This is a genomic window from Klebsiella sp. WOUb02 (assembly GCF_050058015.1).
In the GTDB taxonomy this organism is placed as follows: Bacteria; Pseudomonadota; Gammaproteobacteria; order Enterobacterales; family Enterobacteriaceae; genus Klebsiella.
Genome location: NZ_CP170110.1, coordinates 3,441,512 through 3,463,960 on the forward strand (window position 1 = coordinate 3,441,512; position 22,449 = coordinate 3,463,960).

15 protein-coding genes, 1 rRNA gene and 2 pseudogenes are annotated in these 22,449 nt (G+C 58.3%); 11 read left to right on the top strand and 7 right to left on the bottom strand.

Annotated features, from left to right (window positions below):
• The first annotated feature begins 2 nt into the window (after window positions 1-2).
• The 3 genes from ABOC21_RS23680 (at window position 3) to pepE (ending at window position 3,018) form a co-directional block, all read left to right on the top strand.
• On the top strand, window positions 3-827 hold the full coding sequence (locus tag ABOC21_RS23680; protein WP_426813494.1) for a PTS system mannose/fructose/sorbose family transporter subunit IID: 825 nt from the start codon (window positions 3-5) through the stop codon (window positions 825-827).
• Window positions 828-902: 75 nt separating this feature from the next.
• A complete protein-coding gene (sorE, locus tag ABOC21_RS23685; RefSeq protein WP_426813495.1) occupies window positions 903-2,132 on the top strand; it encodes an L-sorbose 1-phosphate reductase in 1,230 nt (409 codons plus the stop codon).
• Between the two features lie 196 nt (window positions 2,133-2,328).
• Window positions 2,329-3,018, top strand: a complete 690-nt coding sequence (gene pepE, locus ABOC21_RS23690) for a dipeptidase PepE (RefSeq protein ID WP_426813496.1) — start codon at window positions 2,329-2,331, stop codon at window positions 3,016-3,018.
• 87 nt (window positions 3,019-3,105) lie between these two features.
• On the opposite strand, the pseudogene ABOC21_RS23695 reads toward pepE, so the two are convergent.
• Window positions 3,106-4,740, bottom strand: a pseudogene (locus ABOC21_RS23695) (Na/Pi cotransporter family protein).
• A 210-nt stretch (window positions 4,741-4,950) separates the two neighbouring features.
• Entirely contained in the window at window positions 4,951-8,634 is a 3,684-nt protein-coding gene (gene metH, locus ABOC21_RS23700) for a methionine synthase (RefSeq protein ID WP_426813497.1), read from the bottom strand.
• Between the two features lie 195 nt (window positions 8,635-8,829).
• On the opposite strand from metH, the gene iclR reads away from it, so the two are divergent.
• The 5 genes from iclR to ABOC21_RS23725 all read left to right on the top strand — a co-directional run bounded on the left by iclR (window position 8,830) and on the right by ABOC21_RS23725 (window position 12,411).
• The gene (gene iclR / locus ABOC21_RS23705; RefSeq protein ID WP_426813498.1) at window positions 8,830-9,657 is read left to right on the top strand and encodes a glyoxylate bypass operon transcriptional repressor IclR; all 828 of its coding nucleotides are present in this window, start codon (window positions 8,830-8,832) and stop codon (window positions 9,655-9,657) included.
• A gap of 1 nt (window position 9,658) precedes the next feature.
• The gene (locus tag ABOC21_RS23710) at window positions 9,659-10,087 is read left to right on the top strand and encodes an ASCH domain-containing protein (RefSeq protein ID WP_426813499.1); all 429 of its coding nucleotides are present in this window, start codon (window positions 9,659-9,661) and stop codon (window positions 10,085-10,087) included.
• A 98-nt stretch (window positions 10,088-10,185) separates the two neighbouring features.
• Window positions 10,186-10,848: a CDP-alcohol phosphatidyltransferase family protein gene (locus tag ABOC21_RS23715; RefSeq protein ID WP_426813500.1), complete on the top strand. Its 663-nt coding sequence runs from the start codon at window positions 10,186-10,188 to the stop codon at window positions 10,846-10,848.
• The gene (locus tag ABOC21_RS23720) at window positions 10,845-11,486 is read left to right on the top strand and encodes a lysophospholipid acyltransferase family protein (protein ID WP_426813501.1); all 642 of its coding nucleotides are present in this window, start codon (window positions 10,845-10,847) and stop codon (window positions 11,484-11,486) included. Before ABOC21_RS23715 ends, ABOC21_RS23720 begins: the two co-directional genes overlap by 4 nt.
• Window positions 11,479-12,411, top strand: a complete 933-nt coding sequence (locus ABOC21_RS23725; RefSeq protein ID WP_426813502.1) for a phosphatidate cytidylyltransferase — start codon at window positions 11,479-11,481, stop codon at window positions 12,409-12,411. The genes ABOC21_RS23720 and ABOC21_RS23725 overlap by 8 nt, the downstream gene beginning before the upstream one ends.
• Here ABOC21_RS23725 and aceK read toward each other — a convergent pair.
• The 4 genes and pseudogenes from aceK to metA form a co-directional block, all read right to left on the bottom strand.
• Window positions 12,402-14,159 carry a bifunctional isocitrate dehydrogenase kinase/phosphatase gene (aceK, locus tag ABOC21_RS23730; protein ID WP_426813503.1) on the bottom strand — a complete coding sequence of 586 codons (1,758 nt, stop codon included), beginning with the start codon at window positions 14,157-14,159 and terminating at the stop codon, window positions 12,402-12,404. The two genes, ABOC21_RS23725 and aceK, sit on opposite strands and share 10 nt — an antisense overlap.
• Before the next feature lie 51 nt (window positions 14,160-14,210).
• Entirely contained in the window at window positions 14,211-15,515 is a 1,305-nt protein-coding gene (gene aceA / locus ABOC21_RS23735) for an isocitrate lyase (protein ID WP_426813504.1), read from the bottom strand.
• A gap of 34 nt (window positions 15,516-15,549) precedes the next feature.
• Complete coding sequence (gene aceB / locus ABOC21_RS23740; protein ID WP_426813505.1) at window positions 15,550-17,151, bottom strand: malate synthase A; 1,602 nt, start codon at window positions 17,149-17,151, stop codon at window positions 15,550-15,552.
• 260 nt (window positions 17,152-17,411) lie between these two features.
• Window positions 17,412-18,342: pseudogene (gene metA, locus ABOC21_RS23745) on the bottom strand (homoserine O-succinyltransferase MetA).
• Window positions 18,343-18,707: 365 nt separating this feature from the next.
• Between metA and ABOC21_RS23750 the strand changes: the two are divergent.
• The 3 genes from ABOC21_RS23750 to ABOC21_RS23760 are packed head-to-tail and all read left to right on the top strand — an operon-like array spanning window position 18,708 to window position 22,049.
• Complete coding sequence (locus ABOC21_RS23750) at window positions 18,708-19,820, top strand: mandelate racemase/muconate lactonizing enzyme family protein (protein ID WP_426813506.1); 1,113 nt, start codon at window positions 18,708-18,710, stop codon at window positions 19,818-19,820.
• A 59-nt stretch (window positions 19,821-19,879) separates the two neighbouring features.
• On the top strand, window positions 19,880-21,250 hold the full coding sequence (locus ABOC21_RS23755; protein ID WP_426813507.1) for an MFS transporter: 1,371 nt from the start codon (window positions 19,880-19,882) through the stop codon (window positions 21,248-21,250).
• A 52-nt stretch (window positions 21,251-21,302) separates the two neighbouring features.
• Window positions 21,303-22,049, top strand: a complete 747-nt coding sequence (locus tag ABOC21_RS23760) for a Crp/Fnr family transcriptional regulator (protein WP_426813508.1) — start codon at window positions 21,303-21,305, stop codon at window positions 22,047-22,049.
• A gap of 219 nt (window positions 22,050-22,268) precedes the next feature.
• Here ABOC21_RS23760 and rrf read toward each other — a convergent pair.
• Window positions 22,269-22,384 (bottom strand): 5S ribosomal RNA (gene rrf, locus ABOC21_RS23765).
• Window positions 22,385-22,449: the final 65 nt, after the last annotated feature.

The following is a 22,449-nucleotide window of genomic DNA, read 5'->3' on the forward strand; positions in this document are numbered from 1 at the left end:
CCATGGAACAGAAAAAACTCACGCAAGGCGACCTGGTTAGCATGTTTCTGCGCTCCAACCTGCAGCAGGCCTCTTTTAACTTCGAACGTATTCATGGCCTGGGATTTTGCTACGACATGATCCCGGCGATCAAGCGCCTGTACCCGCTGAAGGAGGATCAGGTTGCGGCCCTCAGGCGTCATCTGGTGTTCTTCAATACCACGCCCGCGGTTTGCGGCCCGGTGCTGGGCGTCACCGCCGCGATGGAAGAGGCGCGCGCCAACGGCGCGGCGATTGACGACGGCGCGATTAACGGCATCAAGGTCGGGCTGATGGGTCCGCTGGCCGGGGTCGGCGATCCGCTGGTCTGGGGAACCCTGCGCCCGATTACCGCCGCGCTCGGCGCTTCGCTGGCGCTCTCCGGCAATATTCTTGGCCCGCTGCTGTTCTTCTTTATTTTCAACGCGGTACGCCTGGCTATGAAGTGGTACGGCCTGCAGCTTGGCTTCCGTAAAGGGGTCAATATCGTCAGCGATATGGGCGGCAACCTGCTGCAAAAGCTCACCGAAGGCGCCTCAATCCTCGGCCTGTTCGTCATGGGCGTGCTGGTGACGAAGTGGACCACCATCAACGTGCCGCTGGTGGTCTCCCAAACCCCGGGCGCTGACGGCGCCACCGTCACCATGACCGTACAGAACATCCTCGACCAGCTTTGCCCGGGCCTGCTGGCCCTGGGGCTGACCCTGCTGATGGTGCGCCTGCTCAATAAAAAGGTGAACCCGGTATGGCTCATTTTCGCCCTGTTTGGCCTCGGGATTATCGGTAACGCGCTGGGCTTCCTGTCCTGATCTTTCGCCCCGACGCGCCGTCGGGGCGGTTTCAATAAACTAACCCCGCAAGATAAAGGGGATGAGGTGGTAAATATGAAAACGACGGCTCTACGTCTTTATGGCAAACGCGATCTGCGCCTGGAAACCTTCGAACTCCCGGCCATGGGGGAGGATGAAATTCTCGCCCGGGTGGTGACCGACAGCCTGTGTCTCTCCTCCTGGAAAGAGGCCAATCAGGGCGAGGACCATAAAAAGGTCCCGAACGATGTTGCGCTCAACCCGATTATCATCGGCCATGAGTTTTGCGGCGAAATCCTCGCGGTCGGCAAAAAGTGGCAGCATAAATTCCACGCCGGCCAGCGCTACGTGATTCAGGCCAACCTGCAGCTGGCGGATCGCCCGGATTGCCCCGGCTACTCCTTCCCGTGGATCGGCGGTGAAGCCACCCACGTGGTGATCCCCGACGAGGTGATGACCCAGGACTGTCTGCTCTGCTGGGAGGGTGAAACCTGGTTTGAAGGCTCGCTGGTTGAGCCGCTCTCCTGCGTTATTGGCGCCTTCAACGCCAACTATCACCTGCAGGAAGGCACCTATAACCATACGATGGGCATCCGCCCGCGGGGACGCACGCTGATCCTCGGCGGCACTGGTCCGATGGGCCTGCTGGCGATCGACTATGCCCTGCACGGCCCGATCAACCCCTCTCTGCTGGTGGTCACCGACACCAATCAGCCCAAGCTGAGCTACGCCCGTCGGCACTATCCTTCAGAGCCGCAAACCCTGATCCACTACCTCGACGGCCGTGACGCCAGCCGGGAGACGCTGATGGCGCTGACCGGCGGCCACGGGTTTGACGATATTTTCGTTTTCGTGCCGAAAGAGGAGCTGGTTACCCTGGCCTCCTCGCTGCTGGCCGCCGACGGCTGCCTGAACTTCTTCGCCGGCCCGCAGGATAAACAGTTTAGCGCGCCGGTTAACTTTTACGACGTCCACTACGCCTTTACCCACTACGTCGGCACCTCCGGCGGCAACACCGATGATATGCGCGCCGCCGTTGCGCTGATGCAGGCGAAAAAGGTGCAGGCGGCGAAAGTGGTGACCCATATTCTTGGGCTCAACGCTGCGGGCGAAACCACCCTCGATTTACCGGCCGTCGGCGGCGGCAAAAAGCTGGTTTACGCCGGGAAATCCATTCCGCTGACCCCGCTGGGCAACATTGCCGATCCGGAGCTGGCGGCAATTATGGAGCGCCATCACGGGATCTGGTCCGGCGAAGCCGAACAGTATCTGCTGGCCCATGCGGAGGATATTAGCCATGATTAATCGCGAGTCGCAGGCTGCGGCGACGCGGCGTGTCGCAACCTGACAACATCGTGAGCCACATCAGCGAGCACGGGGGCAAGCGGTGGTAGGATCGCCAGCCGACTTTGTCATTATGGCCATACCAAAAGCGTTCAGGCCGTTTGCGGCTCCGCCAGGCGCAAACGGCCTGAACGACGGCGGTTATCACGGAGAAAAGATGGAACTACTGCTACTCAGTAACTCAACCCTGCCCGGCAAGGCATGGCTGGAACACGCGCTGCCGGTCATTTCCGGGCAGCTGAACGGCCGCCGTTCAGCGGTGTTTATCCCTTTCGCCGGCGTCACGCAGAGCTGGGATGATTACACCGCCAAAACCGCCGCGGTCTTTGCCCCTCTTGGCGTAACCGTCACGGGGATCCACAGCGTCGCGGACCCTGCGGCGGCAATTGAGACCGCCGACGTGGTCATCGTAGGCGGCGGCAATACCTTCCAGCTGCTCAAAGAGTGCCGCACGCGCGGCCTGCTGGCGCCGGTGGTGGACGTGGTCAGGCGCGGCGCGCTCTATATCGGCTGGAGCGCCGGCGCCAATCTCGCCTGCCCGACCATCCGCACCACCAACGATATGCCGATCGTTGACCCGCAGGGGTTTGACGCCCTGGGGCTATTCCCGCTGCAGATTAACCCGCACTTCACCAACGCCCTGCCGGAAGGACACAAGGGCGAAACCCGCGAACAGCGGATCCGTGAGCTGCTGGTGGTGGCGCCGGAGCTGGTGATTATCGGTTTACCGGAAGGAAACTGGATTCAGGTTGCGCAGGGACACGCCACCCTCGGCGGCCCGAACCCGACGCTGGTGTTTACTGCCGGAAAAGAAGCGGTCCCTGTCGAAGCCGGACACCGCTTTTAATCACTATCCCGCTCTCCCCGCCGGGGAGAGCCGCTAGCCTGGCCGGCGCAGCGCCCGCGGGATGTTACCGGGGCGCTGCGGCCGGTCTTAATAATCATCCCGCTCGTCATCTTCGTCCGGCTGCTCCATCACGCTGTAGGCAACCGAACAGAACAGCGAGTTGAGACGCTTCATATCGCCCAGCAGCCCGAGATGCAGCGAGTCTGGTTTCAATGCTCTGCACGTTCTGCTGATGGAGGCGATCGACGTGCGCGTGCGAGTAGCGGCGGTTCATAATGCGGAAACGATGCTTGTTGCGGCGCAGGCGCCGGGCGCTCGGGACGTCGCTGGAGAAGAAGACCGACATCGCCAGCTGGAGGTTGCTCAGCAGACTGATCGTACAGGCCGTCCAGCTCCTTCAATCCTTCAACGGAGAACGCCCGCCGCGCGGCCAGCGATTTATCGGCAATTTCGCTGCCCATTCTCTCAACGATATCGGACGCCTGCTCGAGGTTGAGCGCCATTTCGATAATCTCCGCCCAGCGGCGAGACTCCTCTTCGGCCAGTTCATCTTTCGGCATCCGCGCCAGATAGAGCTTGATGGCGGTATAAAGCACGTTGATATCGTCCGCCAGCCGGCGAAGCGCCTTCTCTTCCCGCGGCTCGCCGTGCATCACCTTGCGCAGGCCATCCAGCATCTGCTCCATGGCGTCGCCAATGCGCAGCGTCTCGCGCGCGGCGTTGGCCAACGCCAGGGCCGGCGTATCCAGCGCCGAGGGATCCAGATGCTTCGGCTTCAGGTGCAGATCCTGATCCGGCTCTTCCTGAATCAGGCGCCTGCAGAGCCGGGCCATCGGCTCGGCGAACGGCACCATCGCCACGCAGCGGATCAGGTTGTAGAAGACGTGGAAGTAAATCACCAGCTCCGCTTCCGGTAACGGCAGCCTGTGCATCGCATCGGCCAGCAGGTGGACAAACGGCAGGATAATCAGGCTGCCCACCAGCTTAAATAGCAGGCTACCAAGCGCGACGCGGCGCGCGGCGGCGTTGGCGGCGCTGTTGTTGATCATCGCCAGGATCCCGGAGCCAAGGTTCGCGCCAATCACCAGGCATAGCGCAACCGGGAACGAAATCACGCCGGTGGAGGTGAGCGTGGCGGTTAACAGCACCGCCGCGAGGCTGGAGTAGCTCACGATGGCGAACATGGCGCCAATCAGCGCATCCAGCATGATATCGCCGGTCAGCGAGGCGAAGATAACCTGCACGCCGTTGGCCTGGGTGATGGGGTGCACCGCCTGCACGATCAGCTCCAGCGCTAATAAAATCAGCCCCAGCCCGATACCGACCCGCCCCAGCCTGTCCGGCGCGGGTTTGCTTGCGGCCAAGGAAGAAAATCACGCCGATAAAAATCAGCAGCGGCGAGAGCCAGGAGAGGTCGAAAGTCAGCACCCTCGCCATCAGCGCGGTCCCCACGTCGGCGCCCAGCACAATCACCAACGCCGGCGCCAGCGCGACCAGATCCTGGGCCACAAACGAGGTGACCAGCATGGTGGTGGCGTTGCTACTCTGCACCAGGGCCGTGACGCCAATACCGGCGCAGAAGGCGAGCGGCTTTTTCTCGACGCTACTGCTGAGAACGGATCGCAGGCGTGCGCCATAGACGCGCATCACGCCGGTACGAACGATATGGGTGCCCCAAACCAGCAGGGCGACGGCAGAAAGCAGGTGTAGCAGAGTTAACACGGATTGTTGTTCTCCTTATTATCCGACGGATAAATGCAGATAACCCGATACGGAACTCCCCCGGCGACGCTGTGCGTAGCCGGGCTACATCGTCCGGGCGTTCTGAATCAATACCCCAGTATAAGGGTTTAGCAGCAATAAAGAGACAGGGCGCCATCGGAGCGCCCTGTAAGTTGTAAGATAAGATGACAAATTTGTGACAGTCTGCGGCTAGTCCGCGTCGTAGCCCAGGTTCGGCGCCAGCCAGCGCTCAACTTCGCCAGGGGTCATTCCTTTGCGCAGCGCGTAGTCCTCCACCTGATCGCGCTGGATCTGCGCCACGGCGTAGTACTTGCTGTCCGGATGGCTGAAGTACCAGCCGGAAACCGAGGCGCCCGGCCACATGGCGTAGGACTCAGTCAGCTTCATGCCGGTATGCGCCTCCACGTCCAGCAGCTCCCAGATAACGGCTTTTTCGGTATGCTCCGGACAGGCCGGATAGCCCGGCGCCGGGCGAATCCCCTGATAGTTCTCGCGGATCAGCTCCTCGTTGCTCAGGTTCTCGTTGGCGGCATAGCCCCAGTAAACCTTGCGCACGCGCTCGTGCAGATACTCCGCAAACGCCTCGGCCAGACGGTCGGCGATCGCCTTAACCATGATTTTGTTGTAATCATCGTGCTGAGCGTCAAAGGCCTCGGCCAGGGCATCTTCCTCCAGCCCGCCGGTAACCGCGAACGCGCCAAGATAGTCGGCCTTACCGCTCAGCTTCGGCGCGACAAAATCGGCGAGGCAGTAGTTAGCAAACCCGACTTTCTCGGTCTGCTGACGCAGGTGATGGCTGACGGTCAGAACGTGGGTGCGCGTCTCGTCGCGGTAGATTTCGATGTCGTCGCCGACGCGGTTAGCCGGGAATAATCCCACCACCCCGCGCGGGTTCAGCGACTTCTCCGCGCTCAGCTTGTCCAGCAGATCGTTGGCATCTTTAAATAGCCGCTGCGCCTCTTCGCCCACCACTTCATCCTCGAGGATGCGCGGGTATTTCCCGGCCAGCGACCAGGTCATAAAGAACGGCGTCCAGTCGATATAGTTACGCAGCGTTTCGATGCTGGCTTCGACCTCCTGCACGCCGAGGCGATGGGCCACCGGCGGCGTATAGCTTTCCCAGTCGAACGCCAGATCGTTTTCGCGGGCGGCCGCCAGGGTGACCGGCGGGGTGCGCGGCTTCTTGCGTCCGTGCTGGATCCGCACGGCTTCGTACTCTTTACGCGTACGGGCGACAAAATCATCGCGCTGGGTAGCCGAAAGTAAGGCTGAGACCACGCCCACGGTACGCGAGGCGTTCTGCACGTAGACCGTCGGACCGCTATAGTTCTGCTCGATTTTTACCGCCGTATGCGCTTTGGAGGTGGTGGCGCCGCCAATCAGCAGCGGCAGGGTAAAGCCCTGGCGCTCCATCTCTTTCGCCACGTTGACCATTTCATCCAGCGACGGGGTAATCAGCCCGGAGAGGCCGATCAGATCGGCATTCACTTCACGGGCGGTTTTGAGGATTTTGTCCGCCGGGACCATCACGCCCAGATCGATGATTTCGTAGTTATTACACTGCAGCACCACGCCGACGATGTTTTTACCGATGTCGTGCACGTCGCCTTTGACGGTGGCGATCACCATCTTGCCGTTGCTGGAACCTTTTTCTTTGCTGGCTTCAATATAGGGTTCGAGGTAGGCCACCGCCTGCTTCATCACGCGGGCCGATTTCACCACCTGCGGGAGGAACATTTTACCCTCGCCGAACAGATCGCCCACCACGTTCATGCCGTCCATCAGCGGACCTTCAATCACCTCGATGGGGCGGGCCGACTGCTGACGCGCCTCTTCGGTGTCGAGCTCGATAAATTCGGTGATCCCTTTCACCAGCGAGTATTCAAGACGCTTTTTAACGTCCCAGCTGCGCCATTCCGCCTGCTGGGCGTTGGCGGAGTCGTCCGTTTTGCTGCCGCGATACTTTTCCGCCAGCTCCAGCAGGCGATCGGTGCCCTCGTCGTGACGGTTGAGGATCACGTCTTCGACGGCATCGCGCAGCTCGGCGGGCAGGTCGTCATAAATCGCCAGTTGCCCGGCGTTAACAATCCCCATGTCCATGCCGTTGCGAATGGCGTAGTAGAGGAAGACGGCGTGAATCGCCTCGCGGACCGGATCGTTGCCGCGGAAGGAGAACGAGACGTTGGAGACGCCGCCGGAAATCAGCACGTGCGGCAGCTCGCGTTTGATATCTTCACAGGCGCCGATAAAGTCCTGCGCGTAGTTGTTGTGCTCTTCAATACCGGTCGCCACCGCGAAGATATTGGGGTCGAAGATGATATCTTCCGGCGGGAAGCCCACCTCTTCGGTCAGAATTTTGTACGCCCGGCGGCAAATCTCGATTTTGCGCGCGCGGGTATCGGCCTGGCCCTGCTCGTCGAAGGCCATCACCACCACGGCGGCGCCGTAGCGGCGCACTTTTTTAGCATGATCGATAAACGGCTCGATCCCCTCTTTCATCGAGATAGAGTTGACGATGCCTTTGCCCTGAATGCACTTCAGCCCCTTTTCGATGACCTCCCACTTCGAGGAGTCGATCATAATCGGCACGCGAGCAATATCGGGTTCGCCGGCAATCAGGTTGAGGAAACGCACCATCGCCGCTTCCGCGTCGAGCATCCCCTCGTCCATGTTGATATCGATAATCTGCGCGCCGCTCTCGACCTGCTGGCGGGCAACGTCCAGCGCTTCGTTATATTTTTCTTCTTTAATCAGCCGCTTGAACTTCGCAGAGCCGGTCACGTTGGTCCGTTCGCCGACGTTAACAAACAGGCTGTCGTCGCCGATATTCAGCGGCTCGAGGCCGGAAAGGCGGCAGGCTACCGGGATTTCCGGCAGCGCGCGCGGCGCGAGACCGGCCACGGCGCGCGACATGGCCGCGATATGCTCCGGGGTGGTGCCGCAGCAGCCGCCGACGATATTCAGGAACCCGGATTCCGCCCACTCGCGAATCTGCGCGGCCATAGTATCGGCGTCCAGATCGTATTCGCCAAAGGCGTTCGGCAGGCCCGCGTTGGGATGCGCGGTGACGTAGCATTCGGCGATGCGCGAGAGTTCCTGCACGTACTGGCGCAGCTCGTCCGGGCCGAGGGCGCAGTTGAGGCCGAAGGTGAACGCATCGGCGTGGCGCAGCGAGTTGTAAAACGCTTCAGTGGTTTGCCCGGAGAGCGTGCGTCCGGAGGCATCGGTGATGGTGCCGGAGATCATGATCGGCAGCTCCACGCCCAGCGCCTCAAACTCCTCTTTCACGGCAAAGATCGCCGCTTTGGCGTTGAGGGTGTCGAACACCGTCTCGATCATAATCAGGTCGACGCCCCCTTCCACCAGCGCCTTCGTTGACTCACGGTAGGCTTCCACCAGCCCGTCGAAGGTGATGTTGCGGTAGGCGGGGTCGTTAACGTCAGGAGAGATGGAAGCGGTGCGGTTAGTCGGGCCGAGGACGCCCGCGACGTAGCGCGGCTTGTCCGGCGTCCGGGCGGTCCACGCGTCGGCGCTGGCGCGCGCCAGCTTTGCCGCGGCAAAGTTGATTTCCGCCGACAGGGATTCCATCTGGTAATCCGCCATCGCGATAGTCGTCGAGTTAAAGGTGTTGGTTTCAATGATATCCGCCCCGGCCTCGAAGTAGGCATCGTGAATGGCGCGGATCACGTCCGGCTTGCTGAGCACCAGCAGGTCGTTATTGCCTTTCAGATCGCAGGGCCAGTCGGCAAAGCGCGCGCCGCGGAACTCCTCTTCACTCAGACGATAGCCCTGGATCATGGTGCCCATGCCGCCATCCAGAACCAAAATACGTTTTTTTAACTGCTGATGCAGTTGCTCAACTTTGCTGCTCACACTCGCTCCCGACAACGCTCAACCAGACCGAAAAACTCAACGAACCATACTGGCATAAACCACAGGGGCGGGAAAGGGAACGGCGGACAATATGAGACATGTTCAGCTTCACTCATCCGATCAGTCCGGTTGTGATTGCAAAATGGGAGAATAAAACGAAAACTATTTCCACGATACAGAAAAAAGGAATCTGCGATGGCCACTCCCGTTCCCGCAAAGCGCGGCAGAAAACCCGCGACGCCCGCCGCCCCTCAGGCTGGCGGACAGGTTCAGTCGCTTACCCGTGGGCTAAAATTACTCGAATGGATTTCTGAATCGCACAGCAGCGTCGCGTTAACCGAGCTGGCGCAGCAGGCCGGCCTGCCGAATTCGACAACCCACCGCCTGCTGACGACCATGCAGCAGCTGGGCTTCGTGCGCCAGGTGGGCGAGCTCGGACACTGGTCGGTAGGCGCCCACGCCTTTGTGGTCGGCAGCAGCTTTCTGCAAAGCCGCAACCTGCTGGCCATCGTGCACCCTATTTTACGCCAGCTGATGGAGGACTCCGGCGAAACGGTTAACCTGGCGGTGTTGGATCAGAGCGACCACCAGGCGATTATTATCGACCAGGTGCAGTGCACGCAGCTGATGCGCATGTCGGCGCCGATTGGCGGCAAGCTGCCGATGCACGCCTCCGGCGCGGGTAAAGCCTTCCTGTCACAGCTGAGCGAAGAGCAGGTCACCGGCCTCCTGCACCGCAAAGGCCTGCACGCCTACACTCACGCCACGCTGGTATCGCCGGTGCATCTGAAAGAGGACCTGGCCCAGACCCGCAAGCGCGGCTACTCCTTCGATGACGAAGAGCATGCCCTCGGCCTGCGCTGCGTCGCTTCCTGCATCTATGACGAACACCGCGAGCCGTTTGCCGCAATCTCCATCTCCGGGCCCATCTCGCGGATAACCGACGATCGCGTCACAGAGCTGGGCGCGCTGGCGATTAAAGCCGCCAAAGAGGTGACTCTGGCCTACGGCGGGGTTCGCTAACATGAACGATCTGCAGGCCCTTTGGCGGCAGCGCTATCCCGGCGCCTTTTGCTGGTCATTTGGCGACTCCCCCGAGCTGGCCGACGAGCTGGCGGCGCTGGTTATCGCCGGCAAAAAGCGCGGCACCTGCGGCTCGCTTGCCAGCTATCGGCAGGCAAATCCGCCGGTCCCCCCCGGCGCCTGGCACATCGTGCTCAACGGCGCCGGCGAGCCGGTTTGCGTTATCCGTACTCTGGCGCTCAGAATTATTCGTTTTAATGAGATGACCGCGGAGCTTGCCGCCCTGGAAGGCGAAGGCGATTTGAGCCTACGCTACTGGCAGCAGGCTCATCGGGCGTTTTTCGAGCGTGAAGGGAGTTGGTCGCCGGAGATGGAATTGGTTTACGAAGAGTTCGCGCTGATCGAGGCTGCCGATGCGCCGCTGCCCTGAACCGCGAGCGAGATGACCCTGGACTACTGCGGTATGCGCTAATTTCCGCGAAAGCTGTATATAATATGTGCTCTTAAAACAAAAATGAGCACGCAACTATGGAAAAGGAAATCCAGGATCGCCGCCCCATCCGGGCACGCGAGACTCGCTGGGCCACCGCCGCCGCGCGGTATCTACGCCGTAAAGGCTGTACGCCGAACGGTATCTCTCTCTTCAGTATCGCCTTTGCCGCGCTCTCCGCCCTGTGCTATCTGGCCGCGTGGCGGGTTGAGGACCAAATCGGGCAGCGGATCCTCTTTATCGCCGCCGCCGTCGGCATTCAGGGACGATTAATCTGCAACCTTCTTGACGGGATGGTCGCCGTCGAGGGCGGTCTGCGCAGCCCGGCAGGCGCCGTCTATAACGAACTTCCCGATCGCGTATCCGACACGCTGCTGCTGCTCGGCGTGGGCTACGGCATCACGCTTTACCCGTCGGCGATCGCGCTCGGCTGGGGCTGCGCGCTGCTGGCGGTCGCCACCGCCTATATCCGCCTGCTTGGGGGCACCTGCGGGCTACCCCAGCGTTTCAGCGGACCGATGGCCAAACAGCATCGCATGGCGCTGCTGACCGCGGTTTCGCTGCTGGCCGCCACGTTTCCGCAGTGGAGCCAGCAGGGCTTTGTGGCGGTCCTGTGGCTGATTCTGGTCGGCGCCTTCTTCACCTGTATCAGCCGCGCGCGGCTCATTATCCAGGATCTTAACGCAGGAGAATCACCATGAGTTTCTCGCCGGATAAAACGCTGGTGCGCGCGCTGCTGGTCAGCGTATGTCGGCTGCTGACGGGCATTAAATCGCGCTGGAGATCCACTCCGCAGCCCGGGCAGGCCACGCTCTATTTCGCCAACCACAGCAGCCATCTCGACGGGCTGGTGATCTGGGCCAGCATGCCCACCGCGATGCGCGACAACGTCCATCCCGTTGCCGCCGCGGATTACTGGAAAAAGAGCCGCCTGCGCCGCTACCTGGCCTCCCGCATCTTCGGGGCGGTGCTGATTGAGCGTAAAGGCCGGGCGGCGTCGCCATCCTCAGGCGAAGATCCCCTCGCGCCGCTGGTTGCCGTGCTGGAAAACAGCGAGTCGCTCATTTTCTTTCCCGAAGGCACCCGCGGCAGCGGTGACGAGCTGGGCGAGTTTAAAAGCGGCCTGTACCATCTGATGCAGCGCCACCCCGACGTCCGGCTGGTGCCCGTCTGGCTGGAAAACCTGAACCGGGTGCTACCGAAAGGCTCCAGGCTGGTGGTACCGATTATCTGCAGCGCCACCTTCGGCGAACCGCTGGATGGCCCGGCGGAAGGCGAAACAAAAGCGGCGTTTTTAGCCCGCGCGAAATCAGCGCTGGAGGCGCTATCCCATGCGTAATATCGATCATCAGCTCCTGCTGCTGCTGGCGGGATTGTTTTCCCTACTGGTTATTGCGAGCCTGATTGGCTATCTGCTGTCGCTCAGAAAGCAGAACGAAACCATCGCCAATCTCAACGCCAGAATTCGCGCCTGGTGGGTCATGTGCATCATTTCGGTCTTCGCCATGCTCATCGGCCCCATCGGCTCGGTGATTTTGTTTGCGCTGATGTCCTTCTATGCGCTGCGCGAATGCGTCACCCTGACCCCCACCCGCCGGGGCGACCACGAGGCGCTGTTCTGGTGCTTTTTCGTGATTCTGCCGCTGCAGTACCTGCTGGTGGGGATCGAATGGTACAGCCTGTTCGTGATATTTATTCCGGTTTATGCGTTCCTGTTTATTCCCGCCCGCATCGCGCTGGCCAGCGATACAACCCACTTCCTCGAGCGCAGCGCCAAGATTCAGTGGAGCCTGATGATCGCGGTGTACTGCGTCAGCCATGCGCCGGCGCTGCTGATGATCGATATTCCAGGTTTTGCCGGCGAGAACATCAAGCTGGTGCTGTTCATGATGATCGTCGTGCAGATTTCTGACGTGCTGCAGTACGTATTCGGCAAGCTGTGGGGCAAACGCCCTATCGTGCCGAAGCTGAGCCCGAACAAAACGGTGGAAGGCTTCGTGGGCGGGATTCTCAGCGCCAGCCTGGTGGGTGCGGCCCTGTTCTGGGTTACGCCGTTCAGCATGATTCAGGCCTTCTTCATCTCTCTGCTGATCACCCTGCTGGGGTTCGCGGGCGGCCTGTGCATGTCGGCGATCAAGCGCGATCGGGGAGTGAAAGACTTTGGCGCCATGCTGGAAGGGCACGGCGGCATGATGGACAGGATTGATTCCCTCTGCTTTGCCGCGCCGGTGTTCTTTCACGTGGTGCGCTACTTTTACACCTGACCGGCGCCTTCCGCCTGCCGCATCGCGCCGTAGCGCACGCAAAAGCGCTGGCGGCGGCGGTAGGCGTAGACATCTTCCACGTGGCCGTGGCGAATGCGCGTCTGCAGCTCCCGCCAGTAGTCGGCCCGCAGCAGGTCGGCGTGCATCTCCTCAAACAGCGGCCCGATACGCGGGTCCGCGCACAGCCAGTGGCGGAACTCTTCCGGGAAAACGTCCCCCGGCGACACGCTATACCACGGCTCGCTCGCCAGCTCATCTTCCGGATAGCGCGGCGGCGGGATCTCGCGGAAATTAACCTCCGTCATGTAGCAAATCTCATCGTAGTCGTAGAACACCACCCGGCCGTGGCGGGTCACGCCGAAGTTCTTAAATAGCATGTCGCCGGGAAAGATATTGGCGGCGGCCAGCTGGCGAATGGCATTCCCGTACTCCTCGACCGCATCGCGCAGCGCCTGGCCGTCAACCTGCTCCAGCCAGATGTTCAGCGGCACCATGCGCCGCTCGATATAGAGATGGCTGATGGCGATCCGATCGCCGAGATCGGTAATTTTAGCCCCGGCTTCCGATTGCAGCAGCGCCATCAGCTGCGGCGCGATTTGCCGCTTATCCAGCACGAAGTTTTCAAACTCCTGGGTATCGGCCATGCGCCCGACGCGGTCGTGCTCCTTAACCAGCTGATAGCAGGCGCGGACGTGGGCGGCGGTCATCTCCTTTTGCGGCGCGAAGCGGTCCTTGATGATCTTAAATACCCGGTCGAAGCCCGGCAGGGTAAAGACCAGCATCACCATCCCACGGATGCCCGGCGCCTCGATAAACTGCTCGTCGCTGCGGGCGATATAGTGCAGATATTCGCGATAGCTTTCCGTTTTTGCGTGCTTCTGGCAGCCAATCGCCATGTACAGTTCGGCGGTGGTTTTCCCCGGCAGGATCTCGCGCAGCCACTCAACCAGTGCCCCGGGCAGCGGGGCGTAAACCATAAAATAGGAGCGCGCGAAGCCAAAGACGATGCTCGCCTCCGCGTGGGTGGTCAGGCAGGAATCAATAAACAGCTCGCCTTCATCGCTGCGATGGACAGGCAGCAAAAAGGGCAGCGTCGCCACCGGCGTCACCAGTTTGGCGACCAGCCAGGCCGCCTTATTGCGATAGAAGAGTTCGTTGGCTATTTGCAGATGGGAGCGGGAGAGCATCTCGCTGCCGAGCGCTTCCTCCAGACTGGCCGTGATATAGCCAATATCCCGCGCCTTATTTTGCCATGCCAGCCGCAGGGGGAGATCGGATAATACCTTGTTTAATAACGTTTCCCAGCCGCGCTCGGGGAAAAACGTTTTCGCCAGCGGACGGGGAATTGAGCGGAAGCTGCGCTCCGGCTGCGAGCTGAAAATAAAGAGCCGCTCGGGAGTCAGCGAGCGGTGGTCAAACAACCGACAATAGACGGAATTGAAAAAGCTCTCCGCAATTTCGAAGCGAGGGTAATCCGGTAGCAGGTGGGTGTAGTGCTCTTTCACCCGCAGTAAAAAATCGACGTCGGTACTTTTGCCTTCGGTAATACAGCGCAGCTGTTCAACCACCAGACCGACGTGATGATCGTAGAGATGGATGCGCTGCTTCATCGCCTGCTGAACGGCGTGCCAGTCGGCGTGCTCAAAGCGCTGCTGCGCGCCCGAGGTGACTTCAAGAAAACGCCCGTACTGGGCGTCAAATCCCTGCAAAATAGTCTGTGCAATCAATAATTCCAGGCCACGCGTCATATCGTCCCCCTCACCCCAGCCCCCTTCCGGCAAGGGAGAGGGGGAAACCTATCAGAACTGCTCTTCTTCCGTTGAACCGGTTAACGCCGTTACCGAAGAGGCGCCCCCCTGGATAATCGTCGTCACCTTGTCGAAATAGCCGGTGCCCACCTCCTGCTGGTGGGAAACGAAAGTGTATCCTTCCGCTGCGGCGGCGAACTCCGGCTGCTGCACCTTCTCAACGTAGTGCTTCATCCCCTCACCCTGCGCATAGGAGCGGGCGAGGTCGAACATGTTGAACCACATGCTGTGGATGCCAGCCAGAGTAATGAACTGATATTTGTAGCCCATATCGGACAGCGACTGCTGGAAGCGAGCGATGGTGGCGTCATCGAGATTCTTCTTCCAGTTGAACGACGGCGAACAGTTATAGGCCAGCAGTTTGCCCGGGAAGCGCGCGTGGATTGCGTCGGCAAAGCGCTTAGCCTGCTCAAGATCCGGCTTCGACGTTTCACACCACACGAGGTCGGCGTAGGGCGCATAGGCCAGGCCGCGGCTAATCGCCTGCTCAATGCCGGCGTGGGTGCGGAAAAAGCCTTCACTGGTGCGATCGCCGGTAATAAATTCACGATCGTACGGATCGCAATCGGAGGTGATCAGATCCGCAGCATCGGCGTCGGTTCGGGCGATGACCAGCGTCGGCACGCCCATGACGTCGGCCGCCAGGCGAGCGGCCACCAGTTTCTGGATCGCTTCCTGCGTCGGCACCAGCACTTTTCCGCCCATATGGCCGCATTTTTTCACCGACGCCAGCTGATCTTCAAAGTGAACCGCCGCTGCGCCGGCCTCAATCATCGATTTCATCAACTCAAACGCATTCAGCACGCCGCCGAAGCCGGCTTCAGCATCCGCCACGATCGGCAGGAAATAGTCGGTATAGCGCGGATCGTCTGCTTCAATGCCGGCAGACCACTGGATCTGATCGGCGCGACGGAAGGTATTGTTGATCCGATCCACCACCGCCGGCACCGAGTTGGCCGGGTACAGCGATTGATCCGGATACATGCTGGAAGCCAGGTTGGCATCCGCCGCCACCTGCCAGCCGGAGAGATAAATCGCCTCGATCCCCGCCTTCGCCTGCTGCAGCGCCTGCCCGCCGGTCAGCGCGCCAAGGCTGTTGATATAGCCCTTCTTCGAGCCGCCGTGCAGCAGCCGCCACATTTTGGCCGCACCAAGCTGCGCCAGGGTACATTCCGGGTTGACCGAACCGCGTAATTTCACCACTTCTTCCGCGCTATACGGGCGGGTAATGCCTTCCCAACGCGGCTGTGTCCACTCTTTGTTTAATTCTTCGATTTGCTGAGTACGAGTTTTCATATGCAGATGCTCCATAGGGTCACGAGTGGGTGAATTACGCCAGCAGGCGGTAGCCAGGCAACGTTAAGAAATCAATCAGTTCGTCTGAGGTAGTGATTTGTTCCATCAGCCGCGCGGCATCGTCAAAGCGGCCGCTGCTGTAGCGGTGTTCGCCCAGCTCGTCCTGAATAACCATCAGCTCCTCGCCCAGCCACTGGCGGAACAGCGCTTTGGTTACCGGCGTCCCGTCGCTCAGCGTCTTCTGATGATGGATCCATTGCCAGATAGAGGTGCGCGAGATTTCTGCCGTGGCCGCATCTTCCATCAGGCCATAAATCGGTACGCAGCCGTTGCCGGAGATCCAGGCTTCGATGTACTGCACCGCCACGCGAATGTTGGCGCGCATCCCGGCTTCGGTGCGCTCGCCGTCGCAGGGCTCCAGCAGCTGTTCGGCGGTAATCGGCGCATCCTGTTCCCGGCTGACGTCCAGCTGGTTGGTCCGTTCGCCCAGCACGCGATTGAAAACCTCCATCGCCGTATCCGCGAGGCCCGGATGGGCAATCCAGGTGCCGTCATGGCCGTTTTTGGCTTCCAGCTCTTTATCGGCGGTGACCTTGCCGAGCACCTGACGGTTCCGTTCGGCGTCTTTGCTGGGGATAAAGGCCGCCATGCCGCCCATCGCAAACGCGCCGCGCTTGTGGCAGGTTTTTATCAGCAGGCGTGAATAGGCGTTGAGGAACGATTTGTCCATCGTCACCACCTGGCGGTCGGGTAAGACACGATCAGCATGGTTTTTTAAGGTTTTGATGTAGCTGAAAATGTAGTCCCAACGCCCGCAGTTCAGGCCAACGATATGGTCCCGCAGCGCATGGAGAATTTCATCCATCTGGAACACCGCCGGCAGCGTTTCAATCAGCAGCGTCGCCTTGATGGTGCCGCGCGGCAGTTCAAAGCGATCTTCGGTGTAGCTGAAAACGTCGCTCCACCAGGCCGCTTCCTGCCAGGCCTGGGTCTTCGGCAGATAGAAATAGGGGCCGCTTCCTTTCGCCAGCAGCGCCTGGTGGTTATGGAAGAAGTAGAGCGCAAAATCAAACAGGCTGCCGGGAATCGACTCCCCGCGCCAGGTGACGTGTTTTTCCGGCAGGTGCAGGCCGCGTACCCGGCAAACCAGCACCGCAGGATCGGGCTTCAGCTGGTAGATTTTCCCCGCTTCGTTGGTATAGCTGATGGTGCCGTTGACCGCATCGCGCAGGTTTATCTGACCATCGATGACCTTGTTCCAGTCAGGCGCCAGCGAATCTTCAAAGTCAGCCATAAATACTTTTACGTTAGCATTCAGGGCGTTAATCACCATCTTGCGTTCAACGGGGCCGGTGATCTCTACCCGACGATCCTGTAAATCGGCCGGAATACCGCGAATTGTCCAGTCACCGTTACGAATGGAAGCTGTTTCCGAAATAAAATAAGGCAGCTTTCCGTCGTCAATGTCCTGCTGCTGCTGGATACGCGCCGCCAGCAGCTTATTGCGCTCAGGCGTAAAGCGGCTCACCAGTTCCGCCAGGAACTCCACCGCCTCGGGCGTTAAGATCTGCTTTTCCTGTTCGCCATAAGGCTGGCCGAAGGCCAGTTCGTCAGTGATTGTCGCCTGTTGCGTCATTGTGCTGCTCCTCTTGGTTGATCCAGTTGGCGCGAGTGAAAGATCGTTGTCTGCTTTTCGCTCAACACAATTAAGACTACGCATTATTTTTCCAAAATCAAAAACAATTTCCATTTTAATTTTAATATCAATTCAACATATTGATAACATTAAAATTAAAGTTTATTCCACGTATGAATTGAATTTCGGAAACAAAAAAGGCACCCGAAGGTGCCAGAGGCAAAATGCTGAAACGCTTTAGGATCGCGTTGGCTGGAGGATTAATCCAGAGTCGGATTCATATGCCGCAGATCGTATGGCGTGATTTGGTAGACATAGTAGTTCAGCCAGTTGGCAAACAGCAGATTTCCGTGACTTCTCCAGGCTGGCCCGCGGGGCGTTTTGCGGGTCATCATGCGGGAAATAATTGGCCGGAACTTCCGGGCTGAGACCCGCTTCCACATCGCGGAAAAACTCGCCCGCCAGAGTATTAGCATCGTATTCCGGGTGGCCGGTGACGAAGGCAATGCGCTTATCTTTGCTGGCGAACAGATAGGCATCACCCTCTTCGGTTTCTGCCAGGATCTCTAAATCGGTGTAGTCGCGGATCAATGCGGCCGGAAAATCGGCGTAGCGCGAGTGTGGCGCGAGGAAGGTATCGTCGAAACCGCGGGTCAGCAGCGCGTGCGGGTGCAAAATATGGTGTTCAAAGACGCCGGAGATTTTTTCAGTGCGGGTTTGCTTGGGGATGCCATAAAGGATATTGAGCGCGGCCTGTACGGCCCAACAGACAAACAGCGTTGAGGTCACGTGATCCTTTGCCCACTCCAGCACCTGCTTAATCTGCGGCCAGTAGGCAACGTCGTTGAATTCGACCAGCCCCAGCGGCGCGCCGGTGACGATCAGGCCATCAAAGTTCTGATCGCAGATGTCCTCAAAGTTACAGTAGAAGTTGTTCAGATGCTCGGTTGGCGTGTTGCGGGATTCACGCGCGTCGATGCGCAGCAGCTGGATATCAAGCTGGAGCGGAGAGTTCGATAGCAGCCGCAGGAACTGATTCTCGGTCTCGATTTTCTTCGGCATCAGGTTGAGGATAAGCACCTTCAGCGGGCGAATTTCCTGAGTCGTTGCGCGCGTTGTCGTCATCACAAAGACGTTCTCACTGCGCAAGAAATTGACGGCCGGTAGCTCGTCCTGCACCCGAATAGGCATAACTTTATTACCTCATAGCATACGTATAAACGTTTAGACATCCAGACAGCTAACAATAACCAGGAATAAATAAAATGTCGAGTCTGCACGTAGAAGGTGAAAAAGTTTCAACCCCATTCGGTTTAACGTGGCGAGACGTTGTGAGGTTGACGGCCCGAGCCGTGTCTATCCGTTACTGCTTACAAAGAATAAAAAAGATAAAAAGGCCATCCCCACCAGGAGGATGTGAGCAATTCGCGATCCGTATCAAATATTTTAATTAATCTCGACAGCCGTTGGTGATGTGTAAACCGTTTGACAGCCTTCCCGAAAGACCATTGCTACATTGCGGCAATCCATCAGGTCTACAGCCACAGGAAGCAAGCATGAAAATCACCAAACTGACGACATTTATTATGCACGTGCCGGTAACCAAAAATATCATCGGCGATTCTACACACAGCATTACACACTGGGGTATGCCCGGCGTCATGATTGAGACGGACAATGGGCTGGTCGGTTACGGTTATACGGGTACCCATGCTGATATTTCTACCGACAGATTGCTCACCACCATTATCAGCGATGTTTTCGGTCCGATGTTACTCGGGGAAGATGCCAATGAAGTTCGTTACCTGCACCGTAAATTATCCCGCAGTTCAACCAATATCTGGGTGGGACGCGGAGGATTGATGCAGATGGCGCTCTCTGCCATTGATATTGCGCTGTGGGATCTGAAAGCCAAGATGGTTGAACAGCCGCTGTGGAAAATTTTTGGCGGCTCACAGCACACTCGCATTTCCGCCTATAACACCGATTGTGGCTGGTTAGTCAGGGAGACCGCCGAGTTGGTCGATGACTGTAAGAAGATGATTTTTGAAGAGGGCTTTAATGCCATCAAAATGAAAATCGGCAAGCCAGACCCGCGGGAAGACCTCAGGCGGATTGAAGCCGTCAGAAAAGCGATCGGCGATGACGTCAATCTGATGGTGGATGCGAACGCCAAATGGGATATCAGCACTGCCAAACAGTATGGTTCACGACTGGCTGATTTTGACATTACCTGGTTTGAAGAGCCGATGTGGCATGACGATGTATCCAGTCACCGCGCGCTGGCCAAGCATATCAGCACACCTCTCGCCCTGGGAGAACTACTATATCATTTTGATTCTTTTAAAGAGTTTGTACTCGCTGGGGCGGTCGATTACCTACAACCAGACGCCACGCGCTGCGGTGGACTGACGGCAGTCTGGGAAATTGCCGACCTCGGGCAGGCATTTAACCTGCCGGTAACACCTCATCACGGTGACATGATGCAGGCTCAGTTGCATCTGGTCATCGCGCACCCGGCCTGCTCGCTGCTGGAATTCATCCCCTGGACGTTGGAGTGTTTCGTCGATCCGGTAGAAGTGAAAGAGGGGTTCTATTCTCTCCCCACGGCGCCAGGCGCAGGCACCACGCTGCGGCGGGAAGCCCTTGAGCGTTTCAGCGTCAGATAACCCTCACAGGTACATCGTCTGGACGACAAAAAATAATGACAAATACCAAGAGGTGAACTATGCCCGCCCCTACCGATCTTGATTTATCACAGGCAATACGTAAATCCATACGACGGATCATCCCGATGGTCACGCTGATGTTCATTCTGGCCTATCTGGATCGTTCAAATATCGGCTTTGCAAAACAAGAATTCCAGCTGGACACAGGGCTAAGCGATGCAGCCTATGCCTTTGGCGCCGGCATCTTTTTTATCGGTTATGCCCTTTTTGAAGTCCCAAGTAATATTCTGCTTTACCGAATTGGCGCCCGAGTCTGGCTGGCGAGGATCATGATCACCTGGGGTCTGGTCTCTGCGGCAATGATGTTTGCACATACCGAAACGATGTTTATCTTCTTGCGTTTTCTGCTGGGGGTGAGTGAAGCAGGGTTCTTTCCCGGCGTCATTCTCTATCTGACTTTCTGGTTCCCGCAACATATCCGCGCACGTGTTACCGGCTATTTTCTGTTTGGCGCACCGCTGGCCTTTATCATCGGCGGCCCGCTTTCCGGCTCGCTGCTTTCTCTGGAAGGTACGACGCTGGCATTCGGCCTGCATGGCTGGCAGTTGATGTTCGTCGTCGAAGGTTTGTTGGCCTCAGCCGTCGGGATTTGGGTCTTTTTCTATCTGGACGATCGTCCTGACGACGCCAGGTGGTTAACGCAGCAAGAGAAAGCGGCGCTAAGCCAGACGCTTAATCATGAAGAGCAGATGAAACTGGCCCATGGTCCGAAAGGCGTGTGGCAGGCCCTACTGGATGTACGCGTGCTCTACCTATGCCTGATTTGGTTCACCGTCCAGGTTTGCGGTTACGGGATCTATTTCTTCCTGCCAACCCAGATCGCCACTCTGATGGGCACGAAAGTCGGTCTGCTGGTTGGCTTTGTCACCGCTATCCCACCATTGTGTGCCGCCATTGCGGTGTATTACGTGCCACGGATCGCCGAAAAACTGCAGGAACGCCGCTACGTTGCAGCTGTCACTTTCATGTGCGGAGCTGTGGGCATAGCGTTATCTGGCTTCGCTGAGAGTATACCGCTCATCGCGATTGTCGCCCTATGCGCTGCGGCTGCGGGACACCTTGCCATGCAGCCACTTTACTGGACATTTCCCTCATCGTACCTGGGCGGAGCAGCCGCGGCTTCGGGGATCGCTCTCATTAATTCAATGGGCAATTTAGGAGGCTTCGTCGCCCCAAATCTACGCGTCTGGGCAGAGCATTCCTTCAACTCACCGCAGGCAGGGCTCTATTTCCTCGCGCTGGTCACGGCATCAGGTAGCCTGATGATTCTGGCATTGCGACGGTTTGGGATTGATAAAGCGCAGACGATACCCTCCCCGGCACACGCTATGAAATCCGGTGAGGCGACATATCTCCGGCACTCTGATTAATAGGAAATGATACAGTGCTGCGACAATAATCAACATCAGGACAGCAACAACGATGGTTAAGATATTGGCCGTAGCACAGGAGTCACATGAATGGAATCTTCAGCAGGATGAGATCCAGTCGATCCTGCTGACCAGTAGCTGGTTCCGGGCGCTACCTGATTATCTTAGTGGACAGATGTTGTCCCGTGCCAGCTTTTATCAGTATGAAAACGGTGAAGTGATCCACTATCGCGGAGATGAATCACAGGCGCTGTACGCGGTCATTACCGGATCCGTCAAAGTCAGCTCCGTCTCAGCCGATGGCAAAGAGTGTATTTTTCGCTATCTTTCACCCGGCAACTGGTTTGGTGAAATCGGTATGATCGACAAATCAGTCCGTACCCACGATGCCAGAGCTCTTGGCAAAACAATACTGCTGACGCTGAAGCCGCGCGACGTGGAGTCGCTTTTGCAGCACTATCCCATCCTCCACCATTTTCTGGCACTACTGCTATGTAAAGTGGTGCGCAACGCCTTCACGATGCTCCATGACAGCGCGCTTTTATCCGTCTCAGCCCGTCTGGCCAAACGTCTGGTGAGCTTGTCGGAAGGCTATGGCGAATGGCATGAGAAAGGCGTATTAATCAACCTTTACTTAACCCAGGACGACCTGGCAACCATTATCAATACCACCCGTCAGACTATTAATAAGCGTCTGGTTGCATGGGAAAAGTTGGGATGGATCGAGGCAAAATACGGCAAGATTTTAATCGTGAATATGAGCGCGCTCAGGCAACTCTATATCGATGAAGATGAATAGCCCAAAACGCAAAAAGCCCATCCGCGAGGATGGGCTTCTTACTGGTTTGATGCCTGGCAGTTGTATGCCGGGCTTCCTGCCCGCCACCCTCCGGGCAGCACTCCGTGCTGTGCAAATTCGTTCCCGACGAATTTGTCCTCCTCAGGAGAGCGCTTACCGACAAACAACACATAACACAAAAGGCCCGGTCTTTCGACTGAGCCTTTCGTTTTATTTGATGCCTGGCAGTTCCCTACTCTCACATGGGGAGACCCCACACTACCATCGGCGCTACGGCGTTTCACTTCTGAGTTCGGCATGGGGTCAGGTGGGACCACCGCGCTAGTGCCGCCAGGCAAATTCTGTTTGCCAACACGCCATAAGGCCTGTCAGCTAATCTGTATCAAGCTGATTATCGTCT

Bases quoted from the DNA above. Each gene is read 5' to 3' on its own strand.
- ABOC21_RS23680 (WP_426813494.1), top strand. From the start codon at position 3: ATGGAACAGAAAAAACTCACGCAAGGCGACCTGGTTAGCATGTTTCTG.
- sorE (WP_426813495.1), top strand. From the start codon at position 903: ATGAAAACGACGGCTCTACGTCTTTATGGCAAACGCGATCTGCGCCTG.
- pepE (WP_426813496.1), top strand. From the start codon at position 2,329: ATGGAACTACTGCTACTCAGTAACTCAACCCTGCCCGGCAAGGCATGG.
- iclR (WP_426813498.1), top strand. From the start codon at position 8,830: ATGGCCACTCCCGTTCCCGCAAAGCGCGGCAGAAAACCCGCGACGCCC.
- ABOC21_RS23710 (WP_426813499.1), top strand. From the start codon at position 9,659: ATGAACGATCTGCAGGCCCTTTGGCGGCAGCGCTATCCCGGCGCCTTT.
- ABOC21_RS23715 (WP_426813500.1), top strand. From the start codon at position 10,186: ATGGAAAAGGAAATCCAGGATCGCCGCCCCATCCGGGCACGCGAGACT.
- ABOC21_RS23720 (WP_426813501.1), top strand. From the start codon at position 10,845: ATGAGTTTCTCGCCGGATAAAACGCTGGTGCGCGCGCTGCTGGTCAGC.
- ABOC21_RS23725 (WP_426813502.1), top strand. From the start codon at position 11,479: ATGCGTAATATCGATCATCAGCTCCTGCTGCTGCTGGCGGGATTGTTT.
- aceK (WP_426813503.1), bottom strand. From the start codon at position 14,159: ATGACGCGTGGCCTGGAATTATTGATTGCACAGACTATTTTGCAGGGA.
- aceA (WP_426813504.1), bottom strand. From the start codon at position 15,515: ATGAAAACTCGTACTCAGCAAATCGAAGAATTAAACAAAGAGTGGACA.
- aceB (WP_426813505.1), bottom strand. From the start codon at position 17,151: ATGACGCAACAGGCGACAATCACTGACGAACTGGCCTTCGGCCAGCCT.
- ABOC21_RS23750 (WP_426813506.1), top strand. From the start codon at position 18,708: ATGAAAATCACCAAACTGACGACATTTATTATGCACGTGCCGGTAACC.
- ABOC21_RS23755 (WP_426813507.1), top strand. From the start codon at position 19,880: ATGCCCGCCCCTACCGATCTTGATTTATCACAGGCAATACGTAAATCC.
- ABOC21_RS23760 (WP_426813508.1), top strand. From the start codon at position 21,303: ATGGTTAAGATATTGGCCGTAGCACAGGAGTCACATGAATGGAATCTT.